15 protein-coding genes and 2 pseudogenes are annotated in these 13004 nt (G+C 41.2%); 16 read left to right on the top strand and 1 reads right to left on the bottom strand.

Annotated features, from left to right (window positions below; all coding sequences use genetic code 11):
* The first annotated feature begins 180 nt into the window (after positions 1–180).
* The 14 genes and pseudogenes from tkmA to CW370_RS11175 all read left to right on the top strand — a co-directional run bounded on the left by tkmA (position 181) and on the right by CW370_RS11175 (position 11135).
* Entirely contained in the window at positions 181–927 is a 747-nt protein-coding gene (gene tkmA, locus CW370_RS11235) for a protein-tyrosine kinase activator TkmA (RefSeq protein ID WP_003227811.1), read from the top strand.
* Complete coding sequence (gene ptkA, locus CW370_RS11230) at positions 917–1633, top strand: tyrosine-protein kinase PtkA (RefSeq protein WP_024572974.1); 717 nt, start codon at positions 917–919, stop codon at positions 1631–1633. Before tkmA ends, ptkA begins: the two co-directional genes overlap by 11 nt.
* Before the next feature lie 48 nt (positions 1634–1681).
* Complete coding sequence (locus CW370_RS11225; RefSeq protein WP_024572973.1) at positions 1682–2446, top strand: tyrosine-protein phosphatase; 765 nt, start codon at positions 1682–1684, stop codon at positions 2444–2446.
* A 194-nt stretch (positions 2447–2640) separates the two neighbouring features.
* Complete coding sequence (uglF, locus tag CW370_RS11220) at positions 2641–3963, top strand: UDP-glucose 6-dehydrogenase UglF (protein ID WP_029946178.1); 1323 nt, start codon at positions 2641–2643, stop codon at positions 3961–3963.
* A 201-nt stretch (positions 3964–4164) separates the two neighbouring features.
* Entirely contained in the window at positions 4165–4950 is a 786-nt protein-coding gene (locus CW370_RS11215) for a YwqG family protein (protein ID WP_015714838.1), read from the top strand.
* Positions 4951–5025: 75 nt separating this feature from the next.
* Positions 5026–5115: a hypothetical protein gene (locus tag CW370_RS21550; protein WP_430383960.1), complete on the top strand. Its 90-nt coding sequence runs from the start codon at positions 5026–5028 to the stop codon at positions 5113–5115.
* A 210-nt stretch (positions 5116–5325) separates the two neighbouring features.
* Positions 5326–5748, top strand: a complete 423-nt coding sequence (locus CW370_RS11210) for a YwqH-like family protein (RefSeq protein ID WP_024572844.1) — start codon at positions 5326–5328, stop codon at positions 5746–5748.
* 8 nt (positions 5749–5756) lie between these two features.
* Positions 5757–6017 (top strand): YwqI/YxiC family protein, encoded by a 261-nt coding sequence (locus CW370_RS11205; RefSeq protein WP_024572843.1) that lies wholly within the window; start codon positions 5757–5759, stop codon positions 6015–6017.
* Between the two features lie 18 nt (positions 6018–6035).
* Positions 6036–8012 carry a T7SS effector LXG polymorphic toxin gene (locus CW370_RS21715; protein WP_024572842.1) on the top strand — a complete coding sequence of 659 codons (1977 nt, stop codon included), beginning with the start codon at positions 6036–6038 and terminating at the stop codon, positions 8010–8012.
* Entirely contained in the window at positions 8009–8515 is a 507-nt protein-coding gene (locus tag CW370_RS11195) for a hypothetical protein (protein ID WP_024572841.1), read from the top strand. Before CW370_RS21715 ends, CW370_RS11195 begins: the two co-directional genes overlap by 4 nt.
* A 108-nt stretch (positions 8516–8623) precedes the next feature.
* Positions 8624–8995 carry a hypothetical protein gene (locus CW370_RS11190; protein WP_024572840.1) on the top strand — a complete coding sequence of 124 codons (372 nt, stop codon included), beginning with the start codon at positions 8624–8626 and terminating at the stop codon, positions 8993–8995.
* A gap of 35 nt (positions 8996–9030) precedes the next feature.
* Positions 9031–9581 (top strand): annotated as a pseudogene (locus tag CW370_RS21755) (hypothetical protein).
* Positions 9582–9657: 76 nt separating this feature from the next.
* Positions 9658–10311, top strand: a complete 654-nt coding sequence (locus tag CW370_RS11180) for a hypothetical protein (protein WP_024572839.1) — start codon at positions 9658–9660, stop codon at positions 10309–10311.
* Between the two features lie 106 nt (positions 10312–10417).
* Positions 10418–11135 (top strand): annotated as a pseudogene (locus CW370_RS11175) (endonuclease V).
* Positions 11136–11220: 85 nt separating this feature from the next.
* Here CW370_RS11175 and CW370_RS11170 read toward each other — a convergent pair.
* Positions 11221–12102, bottom strand: coding sequence for a LysR family transcriptional regulator (locus tag CW370_RS11170; protein ID WP_024572837.1), 882 nt, complete (start codon positions 12100–12102; stop codon positions 11221–11223).
* A gap of 122 nt (positions 12103–12224) precedes the next feature.
* Here CW370_RS11170 and CW370_RS11165 point away from each other — a divergent pair, with 122 nt between their 5' ends.
* Complete coding sequence (locus CW370_RS11165; RefSeq protein ID WP_024572836.1) at positions 12225–12770, top strand: flavodoxin family protein; 546 nt, start codon at positions 12225–12227, stop codon at positions 12768–12770.
* Entirely contained in the window at positions 12767–12988 is a 222-nt protein-coding gene (locus CW370_RS11160) for a hypothetical protein (protein WP_024572835.1), read from the top strand. Before CW370_RS11165 ends, CW370_RS11160 begins: the two co-directional genes overlap by 4 nt.
* Positions 12989–13004: the final 16 nt, after the last annotated feature.

Below are 13004 nucleotides of genomic sequence, written 5' to 3'. Positions count from 1 at the left end.
GAATAAGAGAAAATGAGACAGCGCTGTCAACACAGTAAATATAGCGCTTACATAAAAAAGAGTAACATTTCGTTTTGTAAAAAAATGTCGAATTATGTCACGTGAAAAGCTGGAGAAATGCGGTTTCAACGTTGTATAATCGTAAATGGAAAAGGATGTTATAAGAGATTTGGAGGTATCATGGGAGAATCTACTAGCTTAAAAGAGATATTATCAACGTTAACAAAACGCATACTTTTGATTATGATTGTAACCGCAGCTGCCACTGCTGCCGGCGGACTCATTAGTTTCTTCGCACTTACACCCATCTATGAAAATTCAACTCAGATTCTGGTCAACCAATCGAAAAATGAACGAAAAGAAGTTCAATTTAACGATGTCCAAACCAATCTTCAGTTAATCAATACGTACAATGTCATCATTAAAAGCCCTGCCATCTTAGATGAAGTCATTAAAGAAATGGGCCTGTCGATGACATCCCAAGAACTGAATGACAAAATTACCGTATCCAGCGAACAGGACTCCCAAGTGGTCAACATATCAGTCAGGGATGAAAACGCGGAAACAGCGGCTCATATTGCCAATACTATAGCATCTGTTTTTCAAGACAAAATCACATCCATTATGAATGTTGACAATGTCAGCATTCTGTCAAAAGCCGAGGTTTCAGAACATCCGTCCCCTGTATCGCCAAAGCCGCTACTAAACATTGCCATCGCGTTTGCGGCCGGATTGGCGGGAAGCATCGGACTGGCCTTCCTGCTTGAGCATTTGGATAATACGATCAAATCGGAAGAGCAGCTCGAATCCTTGCTGGACATACCTGTTTTAGGGACAGTTTCCACCATTGCGAATGAGCAGAAAACAGCTAAGACCTTACAGGGTTTCCAATCTGAAAAAACGGGGAGTGGACATTTTGGCGCTTAGAAAAAACAGAGGCTCGCGGATGCGGAGAAATGTCATTGCAATGACAGAGCCGAAATCCTTGAACTCTGAACAATATCGGACGATTCGCACGAATATAGAATTTGCTTCAGTGGACCGGCAAATGAAATCAGTCATGATTACATCGGCTTGTCCGGGGGAAGGAAAATCAACAACGGCCGCCAACCTGGCTGTCGTATTCGCCCAACAGGGAAAAAAAGTGCTCCTGATTGATGCTGATTTGCGAAAACCAACAGTACATACGGCTTTTTTTCTTGAAAATACGGTTGGCTTAACATCTGTTTTATTAAAGAAAAGCTCTATGGAGCAGGCTGTACAAGCATCGAATGAAAAACATCTTGACGTGCTGACGAGCGGCCCGATCCCGCCAAACCCGGCCGAGCTTCTCTCCTCGAAGTGGATGAAGGAGCTTGCAGACGAAGCGTGTGCGGCATATGATATGGTCATTTTTGATACGCCGCCTATTCTTGCCGTAGCAGATGCACAGATTTTAGGCAACGTGGCAGACGGTTCTGTTCTGGTTATTTCAAGCGGGAAAACAGAAAAAGAACAAGCCGCAAAAGCGAAAGAGGCGCTTGAAACGTGCAAAAGCAAGCTCCTTGGGGCGATTATGAACGGCAAAAAGCTTTCGAAGCACTCTGAATACGGATATTACGGAAACAAGGACAATTTCATGCAAAATAAATAACGTGCATCGTGCCCGTTATTTATTTTTGCGAAAAAAGGGGGCTAGGACATGATCGATATTCACTGTCACATTCTTCCCGCATTGGATGACGGGGCAGGTGATTCGGCCGACAGCATAGAAATGGCAAGAGCCGCTGTTCGTCAGGGAATCCGGACGATCATTGCGACACCTCATCATAACAACGGTGTGTATAAAAACGAGCCAGCCGCAGTCAGAGAAACAGCAAATCAGTTAAACAAACGTTTAATCAAAGAAGACATTCCTTTACATGTGCTTCCGGGACAGGAAATCAGAATCTACGGCGAGGTGGAACAAGACCTTGCCAAACAGCAGCTGCTTTCGCTGAATGATACAAAATACATCTTGATTGAGTTTCCGTTTGATCACGTTCCCCGATATGCGGAGCAGCTTTTTTATGATTTGCAGCTGAAAGGATATATTCCGGTTATCGCCCATCCTGAACGCAACAGGGAAATTCGCGAAAACCCGTCTTTGCTGTATCATCTTGTGGAAAAAGGAGCAGCATCTCAGATTACTTCAGGAAGTCTTACGGGGACCTTCGGCAAGCAGCTGAAAGCATTTTCTCTCCGGCTGGTTGAAGCCAATTTGATCCATTTCGTAGCCTCAGATGCCCATAATGTGAAAACGAGAAATTTTCACACTCAAGAGGCCCTTTATGTTCTAGAGAAAGAATTCGGCTCGGAACTTCCTTATATGCTGACGGAAAATGCAGAGCTTCTCCTGCGGAATCAGACCATCTTCAGACAGCCTCCGCAACCGGTCAAAAGAAGAAAATTGTTTGGTCTTTTTTAACAGCCGATTCTCATTTCACCACTTTCTTTTTGAGAGCGATATAATAGTGTATTGTATGGTTGAATCACATTTCAGAAATCTGTACAGGCTGTACCCGACAGGCTATGCGGGAGATCATTCGCATTCATGATAGGATGTTCTCATACGATATTACGGAAGCTGCAAAGCAGCAATTTAACTGTTGGAGGGAAACAATGAATATAACAGTCATCGGAACAGGCTATGTCGGTCTTGTGACAGGTGTTTCTCTTTCTGAGATTGGACATCATGTAACCTGCATTGATATTGACGCTCACAAGATTGATGAAATGAGAAAGGGCATTTCCCCCATATTTGAACCAGGTCTTGAAGAGCTGATGAGAAAAAATACAGCTGATGGACGGCTGAACTTTGAAACGAGCTATGAGAAAGGCTTGGCACAGGCAGACATCATTTTTATAGCGGTCGGCACACCGCAGAAAAGCGACGGGCACGCCAATCTGGAGCAAATTACAGATGCGGCCAAACGCATCGCAAAGCATGTCAAACGAGATATAGTCGTGGTAACGAAAAGCACAGTGCCCGTTGGGACAAACGATTTGATTAATGGACTGATCACTGAACATCTAGCGGAGCCTGTCAGTATTTCGGTCGCATCCAATCCGGAATTTTTGCGTGAGGGGTCGGCGATCTATGACACCTTTCATGGTGACAGGATCGTGATCGGGACGGCCGATGAGAAAACAGCAAATACGCTGGAGGAGCTCTTCCGTCCGTTTCAAATCCCGATTTACCAAACGGATATCAGAAGCGCCGAGATGATCAAATATGCCTCAAATGCTTTTCTGGCCACTAAGATCAGTTTTATAAACGAAATTTCGAATATATGTGAAAAGGTCGGCGCCGATATTGAAGCAGTCGCATACGGGATGGGACAGGATAAGCGGATCGGGAGCCAGTTTTTAAAAGCGGGCATAGGCTACGGCGGCTCTTGTTTTCCAAAGGACACAAACGCCCTCGTGCAAATTGCCGGCAATGTCGAGCATGATTTTGAACTGCTGAAATCGGTTATCAAAGTCAACAACAATCAGCAGGCGATGCTGGTTGATAAAGCGCTGAACAGGCTCGGCGGGGTGACGGGAAAAACGATTGCCCTTTTAGGCCTGTCATTTAAACCGAATACGGACGATATGAGGGAAGCGCCGTCAATTGTTATTGCAGACCGTCTCGCTGCGCTCGACGCCCGTATCAGAGCCTACGATCCCATTGCAGTTGGTCATGCAAAGCATGTTCTCCCGCAAGCTGTTGAATATAAAGAGACGATCGAGGAAGCTGTCAAAGGTTCTGACGCCGTCATGATTTTAACCGACTGGGCTGACATTAAACAATTTCCGTTAGCGGCTTATCGGGATTTGATGGAATCGCCGCTCATATTTGACGGCAGAAACTGCTACACATTGGATGAAGCTGCGGCTTCAGGAGTGGAGTATTATTCTGTCGGTCGGAAGGCGGTTGTTCCGTCAGGTGCAATTCAATAGAGGAAAAAGAAAGGCTGGTTGCGCACCAGTCTTTTTTTTTCCTCTATTGCGGGGTGCTGAATACATTTGCTACTATTTAACTATTGTTTGGAAAATTATGCAGAAGTAGGGCTTCTTTAAACAATCGTTTGAAAAACATTAGAAGAAACGAAGAAAACCAGAAAATAAAACCTTGGAGATGCCGGAAAAGGAGAGAATCTGATGAATCATCTGCCCGAAAAAATGAGACCGTACCGCGACTTGCTGGAGAAATCAGCGAAAGAATACGTGAAACTGAATGTGAGAAAAGGGAAAACAGGACGATATGACAGCAAAATTGCCGGTGATCCCTATTTCCCCAAGCATGAAACATACCCGACTGATGAAAATGGACAGCCGATGAAGCTTCTGGCACAGATTAATTTCTCACACATTCCCCAGCTTGACGGCTACCCTTCTTCAGGTATCCTGCAGTTCTACATTTCTGTTCATGATGACGTCTATGGATTGAATTTTGACGATCGATGTGAACAAAAGAATTTCAGAGTGATCTATTTTGAAAATATCATAGAAAACGAAGACGAGCTTGTTTCTGATTTTTCATTTATTGGCACAGGCGAATGTGATTTTCCGATTTTATCAGAAGCGGCAGTCGAGCCTGTGAAATCTTCGGAATGGGTGCTGCCTACAGATTTTCAATTTGAGCAGTATACGGGCATGGAAACAATGGAGTTCTTTGGTCAGTTCGGCGAGGATGAAGAAGACATTTATAATGAACTGGCTGAAAACGGATTTGGCCATAAAATCGGCGGATACGCTTCTTTTACCCAGCATGATCCGCGGGAATACGCATATAAAGAACACACCATCATGCTTTTACAAATTGATTCAGACGATGATATCGATTCAATGTGGGGAGACGTCGGCATCGCCAATTTTTTCATCACACCTGACGATTTAAGGAAAAAAGACTTTTCAAACGTTCTGTATAACTGGGACTGCAGCTAATACAAGCTTTTGATCCAAAGGGTCAGAAGCGGGGAATAATAGAAGCCAAAGACAAAATCAGACGTGGTCGACCTGATGAACAATAAGCTCAGCACGGTAAGAGGCAGGCCAACAAAATCTGCCTCTTTCAAGTGCCTTTATAACTATGACATTAGGTATTTCTAATTGATAAAACGCTTTTATTAACTGTATAACGAACAAAAACAAGATCAAATACCTACATTTCAAGAGCGTTATATGCCTAAATTAAGCCATTTACCCTATTTAAGCCGCCTTCTGGCTATTTTAAAATATAATATATGGAAATAAAGTATGGAAAAGTCTATCTTCATCAGCCCCTCCATACGACTTTTTGAGTATTAAGAGGTGATTCAGATGGGTTATGAAAGTATGCTGGCGGATATCAAAAGTTCGCTCAACGGAAAAATTTCCGACGTGGAAGACAAGATCGAAAAGCTGAAAAAAGCAAAAAAGGACATAGACACACTGCAAGAAGAGGCAATCACTGAAATCAAAGAAATTGTGAAACCGGAATTGGGCAAGCATTGGACGGGAACAAAAGCCGATGATTTCGACAAGGGAAGAGAAGAGGCGAAATCGGAAGCATCCAAGATTGTGAATGATAAATATAACGAGTATATGGCTTCGATTCAGATGGAGATTATTCAGTTGGAATCTATGAAATTTTTCTATGACAAAGAATTAAAGCTAGCGAATTTTGCTGGTCATACTCTTGCTAAGGGTGAAGAATTCTTGGAGGATGCTGTTAATCAAATTAAATCTATTAAATTGTGGTGATCTTTTTTATGTCAGAAATTAAATTGAAATACGATGCTGTAATCAAAACATTAGAGTCTGTCAAAGATGCGCTTGCTGACGTATCAATCGGCGCCGCGGGGTCCAATGGAAAAAACAAACTCGATTATACGAAAAAATATCATGAGCGTGAGGAGAACATCAAAACCATGCTCGGAGACTATAAAAAAGCGGTACAGAAAAATATCGAGGATACAAAGGATAATGTAGATTCACTCAAAGAGCAGGACGAGGCGATAGCGGTAAAATAGAACAGAAAGGGCAGTGCGATGAGCAAAGTATTTGAATCTAAATCTTTAATCGAAGAAGCGAAGAGCAGAAAAAAGCAATATGAGACGCTTGAGGAGCAGCTGAATACGCTGAAAAAAGCGTTTCAGGGAGTTGCAGATTTAGGCGATAATTTTAAAGGCAAAGGCGCGGATAATATTAAAGATTTTTTTCAGGGGCAGGCGGAAATCGTAGACAGCTGGCTGACGCTTGTCTCTGCTCAAATTGCGTTTTTAAATGGCATTTCAGGAGATATTAAAGATCAAGAACTGAATGATTCATATGTGGAAACTTCTTTTTTGGATCATGAGCTGCCCAATGGAGACCTGAAAGCCTCAGAGATAGTCTCCGCTCATAAAGAAGAAATCGATTCTATTTTGTCAGGCATCAGCGATATTATTGATCTCGACATGTATACGCTTGACGACTATGCAGATAAGATGGGCGATGCCCAAAAAATCAGACGTGACACGATCACAGCTGTCGATAAGCTTGATGAATCCCTGACCACTGAATATCAAAATTTAGAATCTCTGGACAACGCAGTGCTCACCAAATATTCCGTTCTCATGCAGGCCACCAGCAACGGGAAGAGCGCTTCTCCTATGTACTATGACAAAAAAGCCTTCCACAGCAATGAAGTCTACAAAAGCGTCATTGAAGTAGAAAATCAAGGAACAACCTATATCGATGCAAAAACCCAGCAAGCAGAAGCAAGACGGCTCCAGGAAAAAGCCGAGGAAGAAGCAAACAAACCGTGGTACGAAAAAACATGGGATGGAGTTTGCAACTTTACTGGAGAAGTCACTGGCTATTATGATTATAAAAGAGCAACTGAAGGCGTTGATCCGGTTACCGGAGAAAAACTCTCCACCGCAGAACGTGTGACAGCAGGAGCTATGGCCGCAGCCGGATTTATACCAGTCGTCGGCTGGGCAGGCCGCGCCTTCAAAGGCGGAAAAGCCATCTACAAAACCGGAAAAGCAGCTATCGCAGCTGAACACGCTTTAGATGCCTACAAAACAGGCAAATCCTTAGACATTCTCAAAATGACAGAAATGGGCGCATACGGCCTTGTTGCGTCAAACGGATTCTCAGAAGCCGTCACAGGACGAGATATGTTTGGAAACAAAGTGTCTGAGGAGAAGCGGAAGCAAGGGGCGCTCGAAGCGGCATTGAGTCTGGTTGGTGCCGGTGCATTGGCGAAACACATTGATAAAGGCATCCCGCTTGCTAAATCGCCACAAGTAGCAAAAGTTGAAAAAGGGAGAAAGATTCTAGATCAAGTAAAAGAATTCAAAGTGCCGACGAATGTAAAAATTCGTGTCCACAAGACTGTCACACCGGATGGGACAACTTTCCCAATTGTTCACGCTGATGTGAAAACGAAAGCTGTGAAAGATCTTGGGGTTGTGAAGATGGTTAGTAGTGGTAAAGGCACTAAGGGTCCGATGATAGAGCAGAAGAGGAAAATACCGGGACGACCGGGTCATACAACAAAAAGTGATTCAACTGAACTTGGGAAAAACTTGTTAGAATCTATGGGATTACCGCGGTCATCAAAATGGACTGGATACCAAGCCCAACATATTATTCCTGGAGAACTATATAACCATCCTATAATTAAAAAAATTGGAATGGAAACAAATCATGCATCGAACGGTATTTTCTTACCAATCCCTGCAGAGGCAATAAGTACTTTGTCTAGACATAGAGGTTATCATAGTGTTTATAATAATGTTGTAAAAAAACAGTTAAATAAAATGGACATTAATGAAAGTGTTGAAATTTTAGAACAACAAGTCTATGAATTACAGCAAAAACTAAAATTAGGGGTAGAAAAAGGAATACCTCTTTATAAATCGAAAATCAAAAATGTAGAAAAATTTTATAAAAGGGGTCAAAACAAAAAGCTCCCTATTTGGCAAAGAGGTGGGGGGGCTACAGAGGAATTATGGGAAAGGTGGTTAAATAAATGAGTAGTTACGGTAAATATAGTGATTTAGTGAAAGAGGTAATTGACTTTATTAAACACGGAGAATTATTTAAGAATAATAATCGGAATTTGTCTGATATTACACTTATAGAAGATTTTGAGATAGCGCAACAATTAGCATGGTCTCAAGATACTGATGAAGTTGAAGTAGTTTGGCAAGATGTAAAATCAAATGAAAGCGGACAGTTGTTGGGTATAATTTTAAATGATGAGCACTTAAAAACATTAGATGAAGAATTGTCGAATATTTTCAATTCTGATGATAACTATTCTGAAGATTTCATTCCTATGGATTTTTGGGATATTGCTGAAGAAGTAGAGTCAGATCTGTATAAATGTGCAATAAATCGTCTAGTAAACGGTAATAAAGACAATCTTTTTGAGAAAATGTTTCAAGTGTATAAATCAGGCGGATGGCCTTGTGGATGGAAAGGTATATATCCTGAAGGTCAATTAGTCGCTTTTATACCCCCTAAAGATGAATAATTAGTGTATTTAATTGGGGTGCACCCAGGAGATTGAACCGGAATTTATAGCATTGAACCTTATAAAAAATAAAGTTTAGGAAATTAATAGTTACTGACAGAGGTTCTCATGGTAAGAAAACATATTAAATTAGATGTTCCAAAAGCTAATATACATCCCTTAAGAATAACACAAGGTTGGAAAGTAAATTATAATCATTTTGTTGAAATAGATCCAAGAACTTTAGAACCGAATGATGATTCCTGGTTTATGTTCACAGACAGTTTGTTGCAGCTTTATCATGAACAATCCTCAATAACGCTTGATTTAGGCTGGGTTCCTGACATTTCTCCTGAAGGTAATTATCTGGTTTTACTAGTCAAAGATAATGATTGGGAAGATCCTATTAAAGAATTTTCATCAGATGACTATAAAAAAGTGATTTTATATATTGAATATCATTTAAAACAAGTAACAACTACTTGGTGGAATGAAGTTTAGATTTTCTTGATTAAAGGATGGAATGGTTACTATTTATGGAACATGGAATCAGATTTATTAATGAATATCCTGAAATCGGTGAAGTGCTTCATCGTCTATTTGTGAATAGGGAATTAGACGAATGGTACAAGAACAAATGCGCAGAGAAAATAAAAGTACCTGATGAATTTAATCAAATAAAAGGTTTGAAAAAAATTGAAGTTAGAGATTTAAACAATCCTTCAGGAGAAATCAATATCCACTTGCAAGATCTTTCTGGGGAAAATGGATTTCATTTAGAACAGCAAATCAATATGAAAGTATCTAAATTGGTTCCTGTTTATGTATTAGATTATAGTTATTCCTAAGACACGATTTAATCGATGGCGTTTATGATATTGTAGGCACCGCTGAATCTTTAGAATTCATTCAGAGAACGAACTATATTAATAAAATAATGCAAGAGAAAGGGTTTATTGAACTCAGTTATTTATATGATTACTACGATACTGTGTATGAGTGGAGTGAATTGCCGCATATACAGCCTTTCAACAGGAGATTAACATTAGGAGATGCCTTGTTTACTGATGTATTAGAATTGCTATAGTTAAAAACTTGCCTTGTTGTCATCGGCATGTTTTTTTATAGATAGTATAACAATATGGAGTGCAAGGAGAAGCGGGATGGAAAGAGACCATATTTCTCAACTGCAGCCATTAAAAATCTGTAATGGCTGGTCTGTAGTACTGAACAATTTATGTTCAGAAAAAAGAATGCAAGAAAAATGTGAATTACTAATACTACAAAATGAAAAACGTAAGGCCTTTATTAAGGTAAGTTATGAAAATAATCAATACCATATCAAAGTAGCTGGTTTACATACAGATAAGATTTATGAAGATGAATCTTTTGATGAGATAGAACAATTATTAGAAGAGTTAGAATATCAAATCTGGAGTGTGGGAAGCGGGGTTTTAGAGGGTTTGCAGCCACTAAGCCAACAGATTCCCAATTTTTTAAGGCTAAAGATACCGGCTGGTTGGACTGTTGATTATATTACATTAAAAGATACTGATCCTAAGACGCTAGAGGCAAATGATGATGCTTGGTTATTTGACTTTAATCAAGATCTCCTGCAGATTTCTCATAAGACAAAAAATTTGCTGCTTGACGTAGGGTGGTACCCAGAAGGTGATCCAGCCGGAAGCTATGGGATTGAACTGATAAAAAACGAAGATTGGGAAAATCCTTTAGAGGATATTATGTGTACTGAACTTAAAGAATTAATTAAACAATTGGATTATATTTTTATGAAAGAAATGAAAAATGGATATTAATAAAAAAGCAGATTATACTATCTGCTTTTTTCAATGATATAATTTGGTGTCATTGCTAGATTCGACATGCAGGACAATTGAGCGCGAAGAGAGGGAAACAAGTAAAATGGAAATACATCAAATTCACGATTTTCATCTAAAAGATGAATCGGATTTTGTTCAAACACAACAATCCCTTAGAAATCGTATCAACCTATCCCACACGATCCATCCCAACTCCATCAACACCTGCGCAGGCGTTGACCTGGCCTATTGGGAGCAGGATGGAGAACCGTATGGGGTGTGCTGTATTATCGTGATTGACGCTGATACAAAAGAAGTCATTGAAAAAGTGCACAGCATGGGGAGAATCAGCGTGCCGTATGTTTCCGGTTTTCTTGCGTTTCGCGAGCTGCCTTTGATCATCGAGGCGGCGAAAAAGCTGGAGACGGAGCCGGATGTCTTCTTGTTTGATGGCAACGGATATTTGCATTACAACCATATGGGCGTTGCCACCCATGCGGCTTTTTTTTCTGGGTAAGCCGACGATTGGGATAGCGAAAACCTATCTCAAAATCAAAGGCTGCGATTTCGTGACGCCTGAAAATGAAGTAGGCGCATATACCGATATTATCATTGACGGCGAGGTATATGGACGGGCGCTGCGAACGCGGCGGGACGTGAAGCCTATTTTCTTGTCTTGCGGTAATTATATTGATTTAGACAGCAGCTATCAGATCACGATGAGCTTGATCAATCAAGAAAGCAGGCTGCCGATCCCTGTCCGCCTGGCTGACCTTGAGACGCATGTTTTGCGAACGTTTTATCAGAAAAATCACGTGTAACACTTGGTGCTCTAAGTCATCAAGTGTTTTTTTGTATGTGTGTGCTTTTCTGGTCTCAAAAACCTTGTCGTCCTTGTGGAGAGGTTTATTTGCATGTTTTCCGTGTCAAATCGATAAAAGCCTTTAATGGCGCAGACATCCACTTGTCCTTATGCCATGCTAATTGAGTGAAAACGGGGCAATCGCTCTGCCAATTGAGTTCTTTCATCCGGCCTGCTGCAATATCATCTTTTACTGTCATTTCAGGCAAGATTCCAATCCCAAGTCCGGCCATTACGCATTGTTTGATGGCTTCTATGCTGACGAATTCCAATTTGTTAGGATAGACACCGGAGTCATGCAAATTGTTCTCAAAGAGCGTGCGGTACGAGCAGCCGTCCTCTGTCAGCAGAAGAGTTTCGTTTTGAAGATCCTTCAATGTTACTGGTAAATCCGCAGGAAAAGGATGGTCATTAGCAGCCACCATTTTGATCTCATCCTGAATCAAAGATTCAACGTGCAGTGCGTCTTCCATCCGGTTTACATCCAAGATGAAGGTGATATCAAGCTGGCCCTGTAAGAGCTGTTCTTTCGCTTGTTCATTGGAGATATATGGTTTGAATATGAGCTTTACTTGGGGAAAAGCCTGTTTAAATTCTTTTATGATAGGGGGCAGACGGTATGTGCACTGGCTTTCCGTCGCCCCGATTTTTAAGGTTCCGGTTGTTTCTCTTACTTGATTTGCGGCCATTTTCGCTTCTTCTGTTAACGCAATGATCTTCTGTGCATAAGATTTGAACGTTTTTCCTGCTTCTGTCAAGATAAGCCGCTTGCCGAGCCGTTCAAATAAAGGCGTCCCAATTTCTTCTTCAAGTGATTTGATCTGAGAGGTAACGCTTGATTGTGCATAATTAAGCATTTTGGCGGTTAGGGTGAAGTTTACATGTTCTGCCGCCGTAATAAAGGTGATCAGCTGCTTCAATTCCACTTGTTCTCTTCCTTTCTAAATCGGTTTTAGCGATTGGATTAATCGAAATAATCATCTGTATTGATTGATGAATCCATTATAAGATGAAGAAAATCATTCGTAAACAAAGGAGCAGATGCATCATGAAAATTGCGGTTATTAACGGCGGAACTCGGTCTGGCGGAAATACGGATGTTCTTGCGGAGAAGGCTGTTCAAGGATTCGATGCGGAGCACATTTATTTGCAGAAATATCGAATTCGGCCAATTGAAGATCTGCGTCACGCCCAAGGCGGCTTTCGTCCTGTTCAAGATGACTACGATTCTATCATTGAACGGATATTGCAGTGCCATATTCTTGTATTCGCCACCCCAATTTATTGGTTTGGCATGTCAGGGACATTAAAGCTGTTTATTGATCGCTGGTCACAGACATTGAGAGATCCGAGATTTCCTGATTTTAAACAGCAAATGTCAGTGAAACAGGCATATGTAATAGCAGTGGGCGGAGACAATCCAAAAATAAAAGGGCTGCCGCTGATTCAGCAATTCGAACATATTTTTCATTTTATGGGAATGCCCTTTAAAGGCTATGTGCTGGGAGAAGGCAATCGTCCAGGCGATATTCTTCGTGATCATCAGGCGCTATCCGCTGCGAGCCGCTTACTGAAAAGAAGCGATGCGATATGAAGTTTTTGCTGTCGGTCGTTGCTGGCATGCTGATTCTTGCATTCTTTTTATTTTGGAAGGTCCAGCCTCCTGTTTGGATACAAGTTGAAACCAATTCGTCCCAGTTGAAGCAATATGTAAGAATGGCAGGAACCACGCTGCAAGTCAAGCACATCATCAAGAGTGACGCAGGAGAAGAAACAGCTGTCATATCAAACGGCATTTCTGGGCCAAAATAAAAAAAGCACCTGTCAA

The organism is Bacillus sp. SN32, from assembly GCF_002837495.1.
GTDB classification, from domain to species: domain Bacteria; phylum Bacillota; class Bacilli; order Bacillales; family Bacillaceae; genus Bacillus; species Bacillus subtilis.
The sequence above is the reverse complement of the archived record's forward strand: the minus strand, read 5'-3'. Positions and strand labels throughout refer to the sequence as shown.

What these genes read in the sequence shown, in the direction of transcription:
- tkmA (WP_003227811.1), top strand. Translation starts at nt 181, where the DNA reads ATGGGAGAATCTACTAGCTTAAAAGAGATATTATCAACGTTAACAAAA.
- CW370_RS11225 (WP_024572973.1), top strand. Translation starts at nt 1,682, where the DNA reads ATGATCGATATTCACTGTCACATTCTTCCCGCATTGGATGACGGGGCA.
- uglF (WP_029946178.1), top strand. Translation starts at nt 2,641, where the DNA reads ATGAATATAACAGTCATCGGAACAGGCTATGTCGGTCTTGTGACAGGT.
- CW370_RS11215 (WP_015714838.1), top strand. Translation starts at nt 4,165, where the DNA reads ATGAATCATCTGCCCGAAAAAATGAGACCGTACCGCGACTTGCTGGAG.
- CW370_RS21550 (WP_430383960.1), top strand. Translation starts at nt 5,026, where the DNA reads ATGAACAATAAGCTCAGCACGGTAAGAGGCAGGCCAACAAAATCTGCC.
- CW370_RS11210 (WP_024572844.1), top strand. Translation starts at nt 5,326, where the DNA reads ATGGGTTATGAAAGTATGCTGGCGGATATCAAAAGTTCGCTCAACGGA.
- CW370_RS11205 (WP_024572843.1), top strand. Translation starts at nt 5,757, where the DNA reads ATGTCAGAAATTAAATTGAAATACGATGCTGTAATCAAAACATTAGAG.
- CW370_RS21715 (WP_024572842.1), top strand. Translation starts at nt 6,036, where the DNA reads ATGAGCAAAGTATTTGAATCTAAATCTTTAATCGAAGAAGCGAAGAGC.
- CW370_RS11195 (WP_024572841.1), top strand. Translation starts at nt 8,009, where the DNA reads ATGAGTAGTTACGGTAAATATAGTGATTTAGTGAAAGAGGTAATTGAC.
- CW370_RS11190 (WP_024572840.1), top strand. Translation starts at nt 8,624, where the DNA reads ATGGTAAGAAAACATATTAAATTAGATGTTCCAAAAGCTAATATACAT.
- CW370_RS11180 (WP_024572839.1), top strand. Translation starts at nt 9,658, where the DNA reads ATGGAAAGAGACCATATTTCTCAACTGCAGCCATTAAAAATCTGTAAT.
- CW370_RS11165 (WP_024572836.1), top strand. Translation starts at nt 12,225, where the DNA reads ATGAAAATTGCGGTTATTAACGGCGGAACTCGGTCTGGCGGAAATACG.
- CW370_RS11160 (WP_024572835.1), top strand. Translation starts at nt 12,767, where the DNA reads ATGAAGTTTTTGCTGTCGGTCGTTGCTGGCATGCTGATTCTTGCATTC.